Here is a 15,272-nt window from a genome sequence, read left to right on the forward strand (position 1 = left end):
TATGGATCTCCAGACGCGAGAAGTGTCCCCGGTGCTGTCCGAATCGGACCTCGCGCTCATCGACGTCATGCAGGAGGATCCGCGCGCACCGTGGGCGCAGATCGGTCAGACCATCGGGGTCAGCGCTCCCACCGCCCGCCGCCGCTGGGAGCGGCTCCAGGCCGACGATTCCGCCTGGGTCACGACGCACGTCGGCTGGAACTCCGGGGTCGTCACCGCCATCGTCGCGGTGCAGTGCCGACCAGGGGCCGTCGAGACCGTCATCGAGGCCTTCGTCACGCATCCGCGGGTCGTGACGATCGCCGAGATCACCGGCGACCACGACCTCATGCTCACCGTCCTCGTCCCGGACGTGCACGAGCTGCGCCGGTTCCTCCGTCTCGGCCTGACCTCGCATGCCGACGTCGCCCGCATGCGCACCATGCTCGTGACGCGGATGTTCCTGGATGGCTCGCACTGGCGGTCCGGGTTCGGCGCCTCCTCCCGGCAGGTGGAGGCCCGAGATGGCAGCACGTCCCCCGCCGCGCCGCTCTCGCCCGCCCTCGCGAAGGCCATCAGCATCCTCGAGCGCAACGGACGAGCGCCCAGCAGCGAGCTGGCGTCAGCGCTCGGCGTCTCTGAGGCGCACGCGAGGCGGTTCGTGCACCGCGCCGTGCGGTCCGGGCACATCGTGCAGCGCATCGACGTGCAGCTCGAGCAGCCCCGCTGGCCGTACTCGCTGGTGCTGTGGATGGTCGTCCCGGCCGGCCGCCTGTACGCGGCCGCCGCGCGCATCAGCCAGCGGCAGTCCGTGCGCGCGTGCGCCGCGCTCGCGGGAGGCAGCGCGAACCTGTACGTCGTCGTCTGGCTGAGCTCGTTGGCGGAAGCGCCAGAGGTCGAGATGCAGATCGTGCAGGACGCCGACGTTCGGGTCGTCGAACGCAGCATCATGCTCCACTACAGCAAGCGCATGGGGCACGTGTTCGACAGCAGCCAGCGCCGCACCGGCCACGTGCCCTGGGTTGACGGTGCGGCTACGTGAGGGCGGCGAAGCGCTCCACGTCGGAAGCTGAACCCGAGACGATCACGAGGTCGTGGTTCGAGACCACGGTGTCGGCCATCGCGTAGGTGAACGGCTTGCCGGGGCTCTTCACACCGACGACCGTCACGCGGTACTTCGTGCGCACCCCGGACTCCATGAGCGGCACCCCGCGGATCGCCTTCGGCGGGTACAGCTTCACGAGCACGAAGTCGTCGTCGAACTGGATGAAGTCGAGCATCCGACCCGAGAGCAGGTGCGCGATGCGCTCGCCGGCCTCGCGCTCCGGGTAGATGACGTGGTGCGCGCCGATGCGGCCGAGGATCTTGCCGTGCGTCGCCGACATCGCCTTCGCCCAGATCTGCGGCACCTTGAGGTCGGACAGGTTCGCCGTCACGAGCACGCTCGACTCGAGCGACGTGCCGACGGCGACGACGGCGACCGCGAACTCGTGCGCGCCGATCTGCCGTAGGGCCTCGATGTTGCGCGCATCCGCCTGGACGGCGTGCGTCACCCGCTCCGCCCACTTCTGGACGAGTCCCTCGTCGGTGTCGACCGCGAGCACCTCTCGCCCCTGACGCTGCAGCTGGCCCGCAGTCGCGGCGCCGAATCGGCCGAGGCCGATGACGAGCACCGGCGCATTGTGTGGAATCGGCTCACCCAACGATGATCCTTTCTTCGGGCAGCCGGAAGAGCTGCTTGTGCTCGCTGGAAGCGAGGGCTGCGGCCATGGTGACCGTGCCGACGCGGCCGAGCCACATGGTGATGGAGAGAATGTACGCGCCCTGCTCCGGCAGGTCGCCGGTGAGGCCCGTGGAGAGGCCGCAGGTCGCGAACGCGCTGATCGCTTCGAAGAGCGCCTCGTCGAACGGCACCGAGGCGAAGTGCATGAGCGAGATGGACGAGACGGCCACGATCGTCGCGCCCCACAGCGTCACGCTGACGGCGAGGCGGAGAACGTCGTTCGGGATGCGGCGACCGAACGCCTGGATGTCGTTGACGCCCTTGGCCTCGGCGAACGCGGCGAGGAAGAGGATGGCCAGCGTGGTGACCTTGATGCCGCCAGCGGTGGATGCACTGCCACCGCCCACGAACATGAGCATCTGCATCGCCAGCATCGTGGCCGGGTCGGCGTTCGCGAGGTCGATCGTGGAGAACCCGCCTGAGCGGGTCATGGCGGACATGAAGCCCGCCGTCATCGGACGGAACACGGGCTCCTGCGCCCCGATCGTCGCGGGGTTGTCGCCTTCGAGGACGTAGATCGCGATCGCGCCGAGAACGAAGAGCAGCACGGTCGTGGACAGTGTCAGCTTCACGTGCACGGAGATGCGCTGCTTCGTCTTCACCCAGCGCGTGAGCGCGAAGATGACGGGGAAGCCGAGGCTGCCGAGGAACACTGCGGTCGCGAGGCAGGTGAGCATCCACGCATCCGTCGCGAACGGCTCGATGCCGGTGCTCGTCGGCATGAAACCCGTGTTGGTGAAGGCGGACGTCGCCCAGAAGAAGCCGTCGAGGATCGCATCCCACAGCGGCTCCCCGGCGATGAGCAGGCGGGGGATGATGAGCAGCGCGATGAACGTCTCGATGATGACGAGCGAGATCGCGACCGTCGCGAGGATGCCGCCGATGTCGCCGAGCTTCACGGCCTGCGACTCGGAGACCGGGCCAGCGTGCGTGCGCAGGGCGTTGCTGTCGCTGGCGGCGACGAGCTTCTGCCGCAGGCCGAGGCGCCGGGTGACGATCGCGCCCATGATGCTCGCCAGTGTGAGCACGCCGATCGCGCCGACCTGCATGCCCAGGAACACCATGAAGTGGCCGAAGCCGGACCAGTGCGTCGCCATGTCCACCACGGAGAGGCCCGTGACGCAGATCGTCGAGACCGCCGTGAAGAGCGCCTCGTGGAACGGAGTCACCGTTCCGTCGGCGGACGAGATCGGCAGCATGTAGATCGTCGTCCACAGCAGGATGATGCTCGTGAAGATGATCACCGCGAACCGCGACGGCGTGTGGTGGGCGAAGTCATCGATCTTCCGGCCGACCGCGGAGACGATGCGCCGCAGCAACCCATCCGTGTCCACGGGAGCGGGGATGCTCGAGGCCCGCGGTGTGCGCATCACATCCCCACTTCACAGCACAGTCGACCGACGCCTCACGTGCGCGAGGCGTCGGTCATGCTACTCCTCGCGCGTGGAATCGCGAATACGTGGCACGGGATGATTCGCTCTGCACCTTGTTTCTGCAGTGCTCTGGGCCATAAGGTATTCAACTGACACTCACTTCACTTCCGTAACGCGCGGATCATCCGTCACCTTGGAGCTGCAACACATGGCAAACGACCTGTCTGATGTGCGGTTCCTGACCGTTGCCGAGGTGGCGGAGCTCATGCGGGTCTCGAAGATGACGGTGTACCGACTTGTGCACTCCGGTGAACTTCCCGCGGTGCGGTTCGGCCGCTCGTTCCGGGTGCCGGAGTCGGCAGTCTCCGAGGCCATCAAGCAGTCCGGCCGCGGTGACGAGTTCGGTCAGCACACCGCTTGAGTCCTGCTGGACCCTGGGTTTTCTTTCGAACACAGGGTTACCGCCAGGTGACGTGTAAGCTGGCGCCAGCGATGCCGCAGCCCACCGCTGCGCGCACCTCGTACTTGTAGATAAAGGATGTTCCTATGGGTTCAGTAGTCAAGAAGCGCCGCAAGCGCATGGCGAAGAAGAAGCACCGCAAGCTGCTTCGCAAGACTCGCCACCAGCGTCGCAACAAGAAGTAGTCGCGACGACGCAGAGCGCCGGGCCCTCGGGTCAGGCGTTTTCTGCGTTAAGGCGCGGGTTTGCTCTGGCCGTGAGCGGGCTTGTGGTCGCTCCCGCGCGTCTTGACGACCACAAGACCGCTCTCGTCCGCGTGGTGTCTGCGAGACTCGAGGGCATGACGGATGCACGCGTTCCGACGATCACCTTCCTGGGCAAGCCGGGCTGCCACCTCTGCGAGGACGCGGAGCCGGTGGTGCGGGAGGTCGCCGCCCGCCACGACGCTGAGCTGTCGGTGCTGAGCATCCTGGACGACGCAGCCTTGCAGCAGCGCTTCGGCGAGCTCATCCCGGTCGTGCTGATCGATGGCGTGCAGCATTCGCAGTGGTTCGTCGAGCCCGAGCGGTTGGATGCGGCGGTGTCTGCCGCCGCGGCCCGGGGGTGAACGCGGGCCGAGCCTGAGGGGGACCGACCAGCGGGTTCAGGCCGTCAGGGCGGGTTCGGTGCTGACGCGGCAGACGACGTCGCCGAGGCGAAGTCGGGCGCCGCTCGGAACGCGGTAGACGACGCCCGGCGAGAAAGTGGAGTTGCTGGCACCGCTGAGGTGCACTCCGTGCGTCGAGTGGTAGTCGGTGACGAGGATGCGTCCGGATCGGTCGAGGTCCACGAGCGCGTGGGTGCGCGACACGGTGTTGTCTCGACTGTCGACGCGGACCGGGATGCGGCCGTCGACGGGTGACGGGTTACGGCCGACCGCGGCGCTGCCGGCCAGTACCGCACGGGAGCTGTCCTCGAACTCGATGACGAGGGTCCGGGGCGCTGCGGGCAGCCGTGCCGTCGTTCGGCGCGACCATCGCCGCGGCCGTCGCTCGGGTCCAGGCCTTGAGATCGACTCGGTGGTGGGCCCGGCATCCGGCCCGGTCTCCGGGTCGGCCCTCGTCTCGGTTCCGTTGGCTCGCGCGGGCGCCGGTGCCCCTGACGTCCCGGCATCCAGCCCGGCGCCCGTTCCTGCTCTCGACGCCTGCGACGATGCCCGACGCAGCGCCCGGCGCCCGGAGCGCGGCTCGGTGACGGCTGGCTGGTCCGGCTCGGGGTCAGCGCGCCTCTGCAGGGAGATGCCGCCTCGAAGCAGCGGTTCTGGCGTGCCGCACCTCCGGCACCTGGTCTCGGCTGCCGACGCGGCTGCGGCGCAGGCGACGCACGTGCCGGTGATGATGGTGAGCTCGGGCTCGCTCCCAGCATCGGTCTCCGGCAGTCCGTCGGCGCTGATCGCCTGCATGATCGCAGATGGATGCACGGCGAACTCCTGCATCCGGTTCCCCTCGTGCAGCTCGAGTCGGATCGCGCGGGCGATGGTCTGCGCGAGGCGTGTGCATCGGGCGACGACGGCTGCAAGCGCGGCATCACGGTCGTCCGCGGAGATCTCAGCCGGGGTCGAGCTCCACGACAGCATGCCGCCGCCACTCGCATCGAGGCGCGCGGTGACGCGCGGCCACGTGGGGACGGCCTCGCCCGGTTCTGGCCGGCGACTCGTGCGTCTTCCCGCCATCAGAAGCTCACCCCGCGCGCGTCGAGGAACGGAAGCGGATCGACGCGTTCGCCGTCGACGAGCGCTTCGAAGTGAAGGTGGCAGCCGGTGGACTGGCCGCTTGTACCCGTGATGCCGATCTGCTGACCGGCGGTGACGACCGCCCCCACTCCGACGAGGTAGCCGTCCGATTCCATGTGGAGGTACTTCGTGACGAGCCCTCCGCCGTGGTCGACTCGGATGGTGCCGTTCCCGGAGCTGTCGGGTTCGGCTTCGACGACGGTCCCGGACTGCGCGGCCCAGATCTGCCCGCCGCAGCCGCCCGCCGCGAGATCGATGCCGTTGTGCATGCGCCATTCGAAGTCGGTGGGGTGGAACCGGTTCCCGAACGTGTCGGTGAGCCCGCCGTCACCGGGTGCCGCCCAGCCCGAGGGGCTCAGGTTCGCGGTGCTTCCACCGGCGGCCGCGGCAGCCGCGCTTGCCGCCCCACACCCTCCGTCTGCGTCCGGACTCGCTCCGCTCGCGGGCGGCATCCCTGTGCCCAGCCCAGTGCTGGTTCCGCTGATGGTCTCGCTCACGGCAATGGCGGCCTGCCAGTACTTGGCATAGTGCTGCGGGTCGGCATTTCCCTGGACGCGATGTGCGGCCTCCGACGGTGCGAGCGCGTCACGCTCGGCAACTGCGAGCAGGGCGTTGAAGAAGCTGCCGGCGCTTGCGTGCGGGTCCATTCGGTCGGCGTAGCTTCCCCACGCGCCGTTGTCGCGTTGCTGGAAGAGCCCGCGTGAGTCGGGACCGGCCGCGTCGCCGTGGTCGAGCACCTGCAGGGTCGATTCGCCGATGGCGGTCATGACCCCGATGACCTGGTCGCGGACCCCGAGGCCGGCCTCGCGACCCGCGGTCAGGATGTGTGCGGCATTCGAGAGCTGCGCGCCAGCGAACTCGGCCGGTTCGCCGTCGATCGTGGTGCTGACGGTGAGCCGCGACGCTGAGATCGGGTCGGCTTGGATGGCACCGGCGGCGGCTCCTGAACCGACCGTGCCGGTCTCCGTCTCGGTGCCGAGCGGAACGACCGGCACCGAGAACCCGGAGGTGGCGCAGGCCGCCGCACTCGCGAGCGATGTGCTCGCGATCGTCGTGAGGACCAGGGCCCCGAGCAGCAGCGCCGGCGCGAGCAGGATCACGATCGCGATTCCCCACCATGCACCGGTTCGCGCGCTCACGAGGCTCCGTCCGGTGGCGCGATCTGGCTGACGAGCCAGGGCCCGGAACCGTCGCGCACGAGCAGGAGCCGATAGGAACCACCCTCGGTCGAGACGGCGACGCGGGCGAGGTAGCCGCTTGCGTCGCGTTCGACCGCGATGTTCCCGCCAGCTGTCAGCGCGGGGATCGATGCCGGGTCGACGGAGCTCAGCGCGACGACCGCCGCCGTGGTGAGGTGGGGTTCGAGCCCCTCGAGCCAGTCCCGCTGGGAGACATCGCGACGCTGGTACGCCGCCATGGTCGCGGCAGCGACGCTGATCGCGTCGGCGTCCGACTCCCCATCGTGTGTCGGCGACGGCTCTGGGTCCTCCGCTTCGATGTGCTCGCCCCGCGACCCATCCGTGAGCTCAGACGACCGGTCCGACAGCGCCTGTCGGCTCGGCGATGTCGTCGGCGGCCCGTCGGCTGTCGAGCATCCGCTCACTCCCAGGGCCAGCGCTGCCAGCGCAGCAACTGCGATCTTCCGGCGCATCGAGCACCCCTTCCCAGCCACAGCTCGGCTGCGGCGAGCACCAATCTAGGTCGCTCGGAGCGCCCCGAATTCGGCCTGTGGATAACTCCCTGCGGTCCCTTCGGCCGTGCGTAGAGTCCATTCCTGTACCGAGCCGGCACCAGCACCGACGAGCCATCTGAGGGCGTCGACGGTTCGGCTCAGACACCGGGGCGAGGCACGGCGCGCAGACGCGATCGCTTGTGGTCCGACCCCGGCGGCGCCCGACCCCGCCTACCTGGGTCGCTCTTCGGCGCGCGTTCTCGCGCCTTCATCTCGACAGGAGACCTCTGATCATGACGACCGTCGCACTCGCGATCTTGCTCGACACCACCGCGCACCTGGCGACGCTGCCCGACCCTGACCCGGTGCAGCCTCCGGGCACCGAGGGCCTCACGACCCTGCTCGGCTGGGTGAAGTGGATCGGGCTCGCGGTGTGCGTGCTTGGCCTCATCGCCGCCGGCACGATGATGGCCATCCAGTCGCGCAGAGGCGAGGGCGGCGAGCACGCGGGCAAGATCGGCATGGCGCTCGGCGGGGTCATCATCATCTCGGCGGCGACGAGCCTCGTCGGCTTCTTCGTCTGACATGCGGCGGGCGAGCATCATGCCGAACAGCAGGCAGAGGCCGCGCCGATCTGGCCGCCTCAGCTCGGGCACGTCATGGGGACGTCCTGGCTTCGTCGTGGCCGCCCTCGGCGTCGCGCTCCTTGTGGGTGCCGGTGTCGTCGTCTCAGCCCTCGCGGCGTTCGGGGGTGAGGCTCCCGGTGGGGGTGCGGATGCGCGGGCCGAGTCAGCGACTTCCACGCCGACGCTCGAGGCGAGCGCTGGTCCCCAGCCCGTCGCTGCTGACGACACGCTGTCACCCAGCCATTGCGGGCTGCCCGAATCTGGGGAGTCGGACCCTGCCGAGTCGGGGAAATGGCGACTCGCGATCGCGCCGGAGACCAACTGGCGGGATGTCGACGTGAACCTCGCCCCGAGCGCACCGGCCGCGGGTCCGGGAGAGACGCATGAGGATGGGGTCGCGTCCTGTTTCCAGCGTTCGCCGGAAGGTGCGCTGTTCGCGGCCGCGAACTTCCTCGTGCAGTCGAACACCGCGGGGCTCCGGGCCCCGCTCCTCGAGTACGCCCTGGCGCCTGGACCCCACCGAGAGGCGATCCTCGCAGAGTCGAAGTCGGGGGCTGAGTCGGGCTCCGAGGGTGAGCTCATCCGGCTCCAGATCGTGGGCTACCGGATGCTCGCCTTCGACGGCCAGGCCGCGCGCGTCGACGTCGCGCAGCGCGTCACCGTCGATGGCATGAGCAACTTCATCGCCGCCGTCGTCGACCTCCAGTGGGTCGGTGGCGACTGGCGGATCCCGACCGACGAGCCGCATCCGGTGCGCCTGCAGGCGCTCAGCGACGTCGGCGGCTACGTGCGGTGGGGCGCCTGATGGCTGACTGCGGGCTCGGCGATTTCGAGTGCTATTCGAAGGAGATCGCCTCGACGGTGTGGAGCCGAACACGTGAGGCCCTCCAGAACGACGTCAACGAGTGGGTGGCCGAGCAGATCTCGACGCTCGGCACCATGTGGGTCGACGTGCCGACACCCGACCTCGGGACGACGGGGGCCGCGGCGGGTTCAGCTGCCGCCGCGCCGACCGGCGACGTCGAAGCGCACCTCGGCACCGTGCTCGGGTACGTCAGCTGGATCTCTGGCACGGTCGCCATCATCGGGCTCGTGTTCCTGGCCGTCATGGTGGGGCTCCGCATCCGCTCCGGCGACGGGGTTCCGTTCCACGGCCGCCTGTTCGCCGTGCTCGCGGGCGGTGTCCTCATCGCGGGCGCCTCCTCATTGGTGTCTGCGCTCATCCCCACGGCCCCGGCGGCGTCGACCAACACCGCGACGTTCCTGCAGTCCTCGACGTGGTGGATCGCGGGTGTCTGCGCCATCGTCTCCGTCATGATCGGCGGCGCGCGCATGGCGTGGGAGCAGCGGGCGCGGCCGGGGCAGGAACTCCTGAAGAGCCTGCTCACGCTGGTGGTCGTCGCAAGCGTCGGCCTCACGATCGTGTGGCTGCTCGTGCGTGCGGGGGACTCGTTCTCGACCTGGATCATCGACGAGTCGCTCGAGTGCGACCTCGACGGGGCCCCGAACTGCTTCAAGGACAACGTCGGCGTCATGCTCGGGGGATCCGTCGCGGGCCTCGCCGGCGGTGCTGCCGGGAGCTCCGGCGGAGCGATCGCGAGTGGGGTCAGCAACGGCCTCTTCATCGGCGTGATCGTCGGGCTCGTCTCGGTGGTGCAGGTGCTCCTCATGATCGTGCGAGGCGGGATGCTCGTCATCCTCGCCGGAATCCTGCCGCTCGCCGCCTCTGCGACGAACACGGAGCTCGGCAGAGGGTGGTTCCAGCGCTGCGTGGCCTGGCTGACCGCGTTCATCCTCTACAAGCCGGCCGCGGCAATCGTCTACGCCGCCGGCTTCCACATGAGCGGGGCCGCCCCGACCTCGGAGGGCAGCGCCGTTCTGACCACCTACACGGGGCTCGTCATTCTCGCCCTCGCCATCGTCGCGCTCCCCGCGCTCATGCGCTTCGTGACGCCCATGGTCGGGGCGCTCGCCTCGAGCGGCGGGGGCGCATCCATCGCCAACGCGGTCGCGGACCGCGTACCGGAAGGCGCGCGACCCCGACCGAGCACTGCGCCGCAGGGCAGCAGCGCTTCGCGGGCGGTAACCGGGGCGCCACGGAGCGGGGCGCGGGCACCAGGGGCATCGGCGACGCCGCCCCGATCTCCGTCGACCCCGGGGTCACCGGTGCCGTCGCCGGGGTCCGCGAGGACCCCCGCGTCCCCGAGAGCAGGGTCAGGAGGCGGTGCGGTGGCGGCAGTCGGCAAGGCCGCGGGTGGTCCATACGCTGCGGCGGCGCTCACGGCCGTCCAGCCCGTGAAGAAGGCGATCGAATACGGCACGGACGCCGCGATCACAGTCGCGGAGCGGACCACAGGAGAGGAGCCGAGCGGTGGTCGATAGCTCGATGGCACGACAGGTGCGCACGTACGGGAACTGGCGGAAGCCGACCTCCGCAGGCCTCCTCGGGCTCGGCTCCGTGGGCACGGCGCTCCTCCTGGGCGGGCTGGTGCTCGTGGTCGTCGCCGTCATGATCTCCGGCATCGTCGCGGCGCTGATCGTGGCGACGGCGATCGGCGTGTGCCTGCTGCTGCTCGTCGTGCGTGACGCGCACGGCAAGAACACGCTGTCCCGCCTCGGGGCCCGCTCAGGGTGGGCGCTGTCACGGGCGAGGGGCGAGGCGAGCTACCGGTCCGGCCCGATCGGCCGCGTGCCGTGGGCGACCTTCCAGCTGCCCGGCATCGCGGCGCCGACGAGGCTGAGCGAGCACAGCGACTCGCACGGACGCCGGTTCGCCCTGCTCCTCACGCCGGCCGCCGGCAGCTACACGGTGGTGTTCGGTACGGAACCGGATGGCGCGGCGCTCGTCGATCAGGAGCAGATCGACTCGTGGGTTGCCGAGTGGGGCCACTGGCTCTCGAGCCTCGGTGACGAGCAAGGGATCGAGGCGGCCTCGGTGACCATCGAGACCGCGCCGGACTCCGGCACGCGCCTGCGGCGCGAGGTCGCCATGAACATCGACCCGAACGCGCCAGCCTTCGCGCGCGCAGTGCTCGAGGAGACCGTCGCCGACTACCCGGAGGGGTCATCCACCGTGAAGGCATTCGTCGCGCTCACCTTCCAAGGGTCGCTGAGAACCGGAGGGCGCCGGCGGGCCCCCGACGAGATGGCGCGAGAGCTCGCGGCCCGCCTCCCCGGCCTCAGCGCGGGACTGCAGGCGACCGGCGCCGGCGCCGCGCAACCGCTCACGGCGCAGGAGGTCTGCGAGATCGTTCGAGTCGCCTATGACCCCGCCGTCGCCGTGCTCATCGACGAAGCGCACGCCGCCGGCGAGACCCCGCAGCTCAGCTGGAGCGACGTGGGCCCGGCGGCAGCCCGAGCAAGCTGGGATGGCTACCGCCACGACTCCGCCTACTCGACGACCTGGGCGATGACCGTGGCGCCGAGGGGCAGCGTGCAGTCGAGCGTGCTCGCCCGGCTGCTCGCGCCGCACCGCGACATCGCCCGCAAACGGGTGACGCTGCTCTACCGGCCCATCGACGCGGCCCGCGCTGCCGCCCTCGTCGAGGCCGACCTCAGCGCCGCCCAGTTCAGGCAGACGTCGCGTTCAAAGCCCGCCGCCCGCGACACGCTCGCCGTGCGGGCGGCGGCGGCGACCGCCAGCGAGGAGGCCTCCGGAGCAGGCCTCGTGAACTTCGGGGCACTCGTCACGGCGACGGTGCTCGACGCGGAGCACGAACTCGACGCGCGAGCGGCCATCGACAACCTCGCCGCGACCGCACGCCTCCGCCTCCGACCCGTCTACGGATCCCAGGACTCGGCCTTCGCCGCGGCGCTGCCGCTCGGCCTCGTCCTCAGCAAGCACCTGCGAGTGCCAAGCGAACTGCGAGAGAAGCTATGAAGCGATCACACCAGAAGACGGCGAAGCGACCCGCGCAGGCGCGCCAGAGAACCCAAGCGCGCCCGGGCGCGCGAGGCTGGAGCGGCGCCGGCAGCGGCGCATCCACCTACGTCCAGGCCCCGGATGAATGGCGCGGCACGACCGTCCAGGTCTGCGGGCTCTGGCCGTTCGCGGTCGGGACGGGCACCCCGATGATCGGGGTGCCCCTCGGCCGCCACACGCAGACCGGGGCCACCCTCTGCTGCGACCCCATCTCGTGGTTCCAACGAGCCAAGCTCATCAGCAACCCGTCCGCGTTCATCCTCGGCAAACCAGGCCTCGGCAAGTCGTCGTTGGTGCGGCGCATGGCAACGGGTCTCGCCGGCTACGGCGTGATGCCGCTCGTGCTCGGCGACCTGAAGCCCGACCACGTCGACATGATCACGGCCCTCGGGGGCCAGGTCATCTCGCTCGGACGCGGACGTGGCTACCTCAACGTGCTCGACCCCGGCGAGGCGACGGCGGCCGCGAAGCGGCTCAGGGCCCACGGCTTCGAGGCCGAGGCCAGCCAGGTGCTCGCCGACGCCCACGGTCGCCGGCACACGATGGTCGCCGCTCTCCTCACGATCATGCGGCTCCAGCCGCCGAGCGACCGCGAGGAGACGATCATCGACCGGGCCCTCAAATGGCTCGACGAGCACCACGACGGGGTGCCCGTGCTCGGCGACCTCCTCGAAGTCGTCCAGGCAGGGCCACCGGAGGTGCGCGCGGTCGCGCTCGACCGAGGAGACGACAGCCGGTACAAGGCGATCACGGAAGACCTCGAGGCGTCGCTCATCGGACTCGTCGGTGGCGGCAGGCTCGGCGAGACCTTCTCGCGGCAGACCACCAACCCGATGCGACGCGATGCGCCCGTCGTGTACGACGTCTCCTCGATCGACGACTCCGACGTCGACCTGCAGGCGGCGGCGCTCCTCGCCTGCTGGTCAGCGGGGTTCGGCACCGTCAACGTCGCCAACGTGCTCGCGGATGCGGGGCTCGAACCCCGCAGGCACTACTTCGTCATCCTCGATGAGCTCTGGCGAGCGCTCCGTGCAGGGAAGGGCATGGTCGACCGCGTCGACGCGCTCACCCGCCTCAACCGGCAGCGAGGGGTCGGGATGGCCATGATCTCGCACACCATGAGCGACCTCCTCGCCCTGCCCACCGAATCAGAGCGGATGAAGGCGAAGGGGTTCGTGGAACGCGCCGGCATGGTCATCTGCGGCGGCCTGCCCGGGGCCGAGATGCCGCGCCTCACCTCCGCGGTACGGCTGTCGCAGGCCGAGCAGGAGCTGCTCATCGGGTGGCAGGACCCACCCGCCTGGGACCCGACCAGCGGCCGGGAGGCCGAACCGCCGGGACGAGGCAAGTTCCTCGTCAAGGTCGGCGGCCGGCCAGGCATCCCGGTCGACGTGCAGCTCACCGCCGCGGAGGCGAGCATCAACGACACGAACAAGCTCTGGCACGAGGCGAGCAGGGCGACCGGCGACGCTCCGGGGATCGACCGCGGGCACGAGCCGGATCGAGCGAGATCGTGAGCGCGCCGCGGAAGCGCGGGCCGGGCGGACTGGCGACCGAGGCCGTCGTGCTGTGGGTCGCGCTCGGCACGGTCGTCGTCGCCGTCGGCGGCACCAACGTCTGCGTGCGCGCCGCCAACGCGGTCGATGGCACGGGGTCCGCTCTGCCGGACAACCTCTTCGCCCTGTTCTTCGAGGTGCTGCGAGGCCGCATCCACTGGACGGAGACCGCGACCGCGCTCGCCGTCGTGATGAGCCTCGGACTCCTGCTCGCGGGCACCGCGGCGACGCTCCTCAGCCGGCGCCGGCGATCCGGCGCTCGCCGACTCGACCGCGCCGCGGCCCTGCTCGGCCGGGGGAAGGAGATCGCTGCCATCAGCGCTCGCGGAGCCACGGCCAGCAGCCGGCGCCTCGGTGTCGACGGCCCGATCGGCGTCCGCCTCGGCACGAGCATCCCGGGGCCGGCTCCGGTGTACGCGGGGTGGGAGGACATGCAGATCAACATCAGTGGCCCGCGCACCGGGAAATCGACCGCCTTCGCCATCCCAGCCATCGTCGAGGCACCAGGTGCGGTCATCGTCACCTCCAACAAACGCGACGTCGTCGACGCGACCCGCGGAGTGCGCGCTGCCACGGGCCGAGTGTGGGTCTTCGACCCGCAGTCCGTTGCGGGTGAGGTCGCCCGATGGTGGTGGGACCCGCTGAGCTACGTCACCGACGAGGTGCAGGCAGGCAAGCTCGCCGACCACTTCGCCAGCGGGTCGAGGGAGCCCGGCTCCAGGGCCGACGCCTTCTTCGACCCCGCCGCGAAGGACCTCCTCGCGGCGCTCCTGCTCGCTGGCGCGCTCGCGGGCAAGCCCATCACCGAGGTGTACCGGTGGGTGACGCGACCCGGCGACGACGAAGCCATCGGCATCCTGCAGGACAACGGCTTTCGGCTCATCGCCGACCAGCTCGAAGGGGTCATCAGCGCCCCCGAGCGGCAGCGCGGCGGCATCTACGGCACGGCCCAGCAGATGGCCTCGTGCCTGACCGGCAGGGCCCTCGCCTCCTGGATCACGCCGGGGACCGGTTCTGACGGCCGACCGCGGTTCGACCCTCATCAGTTCGTGCGTGGCACCGACACCCTCTACTCGCTCTCCCGCGAGGGGCAGGGGAGCACGGGCCCGCTCGTCACGGCCCTCACCGTCGCCGTGGCGGAGGCAGCGGAAGAACTCGCCGCGGTTTCACCGGCCGGTCGACTCACCCGGCCGCTGCTCGGCGTGCTCGACGAAGCCGCGAACGTCTGCCGGTGGCGCACCCTCCCCGACCTGTACAGCCACTACGGCTCGCGCGGCATCGTGCTCATCACCATCCTCCAGTCCTGGTCGCAGGGCGTCGAAGTCTGGGGCGAGGCAGGCATGCGAAAGCTCTGGTCCGCCGCGAACGTCAAGGTCTACGGCGGGGGCGTCAGCGAGGCGGCCTTCCTCGAGGAGCTGTCCAAACTCGTCGGAGACCACGACAGAGAACTCTCCTCGCTGAGCTACGGCCGAGGCCACCGCACCGTCTCGAGGCAGCTCCACCGCGAACGCATCCTCGACGTCTCCGAGCTCGCCGCGCTCCCGCGCGGGCGTGCACTCGTCCTCGCATCCGGCGCGCGCCCGACCCTCATCAAGACCAGATCGTGGATGCAGGGCCCGCACGCGACCCGTATCCGCGCCTCGATCGCGCAACACGGCCCCGGTGAGGATCCCGCCCCAGCTCTGGACGCACCAGTGCGCGCGGGGGAGCGGCGATGAGCGACGATGAGACGCACCCAGGCGGTGGGAGCGCGTCCGCCAGCCAGTTCGCGTGCCTCGACGACTTCGTGCGCCAGTTCGTGAGCCGAGCGTGCGCCCGCGGAGTGGACGGGCGCACGCGAGTCTGGTCGGCCCGCTGGTGGGACTCACCCGAGGCGGTGCTCCGTCTCGGGGGGCTCTGGGAGGCGTGGGAAGAGCTGAAGGACTCGCCAGGCGGCGCCTGCCTCTGGTTCCGGGACCATGCCGACTACCACCTCGGCGTGCTCTTCAGCCCCGATGGCCCCTTCGAGTCGAGCCCCGACGTGCGCGACAGCACCAGCCGTCGCGGTGACGACCTGCCCTGCGCACCACCCCCGCCAGGCCACGAGGTGACGCAGTGCGGCTGACGTCGGACGCAGCAGAGCCGCCCGCG

General features: G+C 70.4%; 16 protein-coding genes. 11 read left to right on the forward strand and 5 right to left on the reverse strand.

Annotation, left to right across the window (positions count from 1 at the left end; all coding sequences use genetic code 11):
• Position 1 precedes the first annotated feature (1 nt).
• On the forward strand, positions 2-1,021 hold the full coding sequence (locus tag C5B97_RS04160) for an Lrp/AsnC family transcriptional regulator (protein WP_181026898.1): 1,020 nt from the start codon (positions 2-4) through the stop codon (positions 1,019-1,021).
• Here C5B97_RS04160 and C5B97_RS04165 read toward each other — a convergent pair.
• Positions 1,014-1,682, reverse strand: coding sequence for a TrkA family potassium uptake protein (locus C5B97_RS04165; protein WP_068478414.1), 669 nt, complete (start codon positions 1,680-1,682; stop codon positions 1,014-1,016). The genes C5B97_RS04160 and C5B97_RS04165 overlap by 8 nt on opposite strands.
• Complete coding sequence (locus C5B97_RS04170) at positions 1,675-3,132, reverse strand: TrkH family potassium uptake protein (RefSeq protein WP_104310872.1); 1,458 nt, start codon at positions 3,130-3,132, stop codon at positions 1,675-1,677. Before C5B97_RS04170 ends, C5B97_RS04165 begins: the two co-directional genes overlap by 8 nt.
• 211 nt (positions 3,133-3,343) lie before the next feature.
• Here C5B97_RS04170 and C5B97_RS04175 point away from each other — a divergent pair, with 211 nt between their 5' ends.
• The 3 genes from C5B97_RS04175 to C5B97_RS04185 all read left to right on the forward strand — a co-directional run bounded on the left by C5B97_RS04175 (position 3,344) and on the right by C5B97_RS04185 (position 4,202).
• Entirely contained in the window at positions 3,344-3,556 is a 213-nt protein-coding gene (locus tag C5B97_RS04175) for a helix-turn-helix domain-containing protein (RefSeq protein WP_104254521.1), read from the forward strand.
• 125 nt (positions 3,557-3,681) lie between these two features.
• The gene (locus C5B97_RS04180; protein WP_082775156.1) at positions 3,682-3,780 is read left to right on the forward strand and encodes an AURKAIP1/COX24 domain-containing protein; all 99 of its coding nucleotides are present in this window, start codon (positions 3,682-3,684) and stop codon (positions 3,778-3,780) included.
• A gap of 71 nt (positions 3,781-3,851) precedes the next feature.
• A complete protein-coding gene (locus C5B97_RS04185; RefSeq protein WP_307852809.1) occupies positions 3,852-4,202 on the forward strand; it encodes a glutaredoxin family protein in 351 nt (116 codons plus the stop codon).
• Positions 4,203-4,238: 36 nt separating this feature from the next.
• Here the strand turns inward: C5B97_RS04185 and C5B97_RS04190 are convergent, their stop codons facing one another.
• The 3 genes from C5B97_RS04190 to C5B97_RS04200 are packed head-to-tail and all read right to left on the reverse strand — an operon-like array spanning position 4,239 to position 7,017.
• Positions 4,239-5,306 (reverse strand): FHA domain-containing protein, encoded by a 1,068-nt coding sequence (locus tag C5B97_RS04190; RefSeq protein ID WP_104310873.1) that lies wholly within the window; start codon positions 5,304-5,306, stop codon positions 4,239-4,241.
• Complete coding sequence (locus C5B97_RS04195) at positions 5,306-6,505, reverse strand: M23 family metallopeptidase (protein WP_104310874.1); 1,200 nt, start codon at positions 6,503-6,505, stop codon at positions 5,306-5,308. Before C5B97_RS04195 ends, C5B97_RS04190 begins: the two co-directional genes overlap by 1 nt.
• Positions 6,502-7,017 carry a hypothetical protein gene (locus tag C5B97_RS04200; protein WP_104310875.1) on the reverse strand — a complete coding sequence of 172 codons (516 nt, stop codon included), beginning with the start codon at positions 7,015-7,017 and terminating at the stop codon, positions 6,502-6,504. The genes C5B97_RS04195 and C5B97_RS04200 overlap by 4 nt, the downstream gene beginning before the upstream one ends.
• 221 nt (positions 7,018-7,238) lie before the next feature.
• On the opposite strand from C5B97_RS04200, the gene C5B97_RS04205 reads away from it, so the two are divergent.
• From C5B97_RS04205 to C5B97_RS04235, 7 genes are all read left to right on the forward strand, one after another.
• The gene (locus C5B97_RS04205) at positions 7,239-7,622 is read left to right on the forward strand and encodes a TrbC/VirB2 family protein (protein WP_368845302.1); all 384 of its coding nucleotides are present in this window, start codon (positions 7,239-7,241) and stop codon (positions 7,620-7,622) included.
• Positions 7,623-7,719: 97 nt separating this feature from the next.
• On the forward strand, positions 7,720-8,469 hold the full coding sequence (locus C5B97_RS04210; RefSeq protein ID WP_146080711.1) for a hypothetical protein: 750 nt from the start codon (positions 7,720-7,722) through the stop codon (positions 8,467-8,469).
• Entirely contained in the window at positions 8,469-10,046 is a 1,578-nt protein-coding gene (locus tag C5B97_RS04215) for a hypothetical protein (protein ID WP_146080712.1), read from the forward strand. The genes C5B97_RS04210 and C5B97_RS04215 overlap by 1 nt, the downstream gene beginning before the upstream one ends.
• A 4-nt stretch (positions 10,047-10,050) precedes the next feature.
• Positions 10,051-11,544, forward strand: coding sequence for an SCO6880 family protein (locus C5B97_RS04220; RefSeq protein ID WP_104310878.1), 1,494 nt, complete (start codon positions 10,051-10,053; stop codon positions 11,542-11,544).
• Positions 11,541-13,103, forward strand: a complete 1,563-nt coding sequence (locus tag C5B97_RS04225; protein ID WP_104310879.1) for an ATP/GTP-binding protein — start codon at positions 11,541-11,543, stop codon at positions 13,101-13,103. Before C5B97_RS04220 ends, C5B97_RS04225 begins: the two co-directional genes overlap by 4 nt.
• Entirely contained in the window at positions 13,100-14,860 is a 1,761-nt protein-coding gene (locus C5B97_RS04230) for a type IV secretory system conjugative DNA transfer family protein (protein ID WP_104310880.1), read from the forward strand. The genes C5B97_RS04225 and C5B97_RS04230 overlap by 4 nt, the downstream gene beginning before the upstream one ends.
• Positions 14,857-15,246, forward strand: coding sequence for a DUF4913 domain-containing protein (locus tag C5B97_RS04235; RefSeq protein ID WP_104310881.1), 390 nt, complete (start codon positions 14,857-14,859; stop codon positions 15,244-15,246). Before C5B97_RS04230 ends, C5B97_RS04235 begins: the two co-directional genes overlap by 4 nt.
• Positions 15,247-15,272 lie beyond the last annotated feature (26 nt).

This window comes from Pseudoclavibacter sp. RFBB5 (assembly GCF_002931555.1).
Lineage (GTDB): Bacteria > Actinomycetota > Actinomycetes > Actinomycetales > Microbacteriaceae > Pseudoclavibacter.

Excerpts from the sequence above, each read along its gene's own strand:
- C5B97_RS04160 (WP_181026898.1), top strand. The coding sequence starts at position 2 with ATGGATCTCCAGACGCGAGAAGTGTCCCCGGTGCTGTCCGAATCGGAC.
- C5B97_RS04170 (WP_104310872.1), bottom strand. The coding sequence starts at position 3,132 with ATGCGCACACCGCGGGCCTCGAGCATCCCCGCTCCCGTGGACACGGAT.
- C5B97_RS04175 (WP_104254521.1), top strand. The coding sequence starts at position 3,344 with ATGGCAAACGACCTGTCTGATGTGCGGTTCCTGACCGTTGCCGAGGTG.
- C5B97_RS04180 (WP_082775156.1), top strand. The coding sequence starts at position 3,682 with ATGGGTTCAGTAGTCAAGAAGCGCCGCAAGCGCATGGCGAAGAAGAAG.
- C5B97_RS04190 (WP_104310873.1), bottom strand. The coding sequence starts at position 5,306 with ATGGCGGGAAGACGCACGAGTCGCCGGCCAGAACCGGGCGAGGCCGTC.
- C5B97_RS04200 (WP_104310875.1), bottom strand. The coding sequence starts at position 7,017 with ATGCGCCGGAAGATCGCAGTTGCTGCGCTGGCAGCGCTGGCCCTGGGA.
- C5B97_RS04215 (WP_146080712.1), top strand. The coding sequence starts at position 8,469 with ATGGCTGACTGCGGGCTCGGCGATTTCGAGTGCTATTCGAAGGAGATC.
- C5B97_RS04220 (WP_104310878.1), top strand. The coding sequence starts at position 10,051 with ATGGCACGACAGGTGCGCACGTACGGGAACTGGCGGAAGCCGACCTCC.
- C5B97_RS04225 (WP_104310879.1), top strand. The coding sequence starts at position 11,541 with ATGAAGCGATCACACCAGAAGACGGCGAAGCGACCCGCGCAGGCGCGC.
- C5B97_RS04235 (WP_104310881.1), top strand. The coding sequence starts at position 14,857 with ATGAGCGACGATGAGACGCACCCAGGCGGTGGGAGCGCGTCCGCCAGC.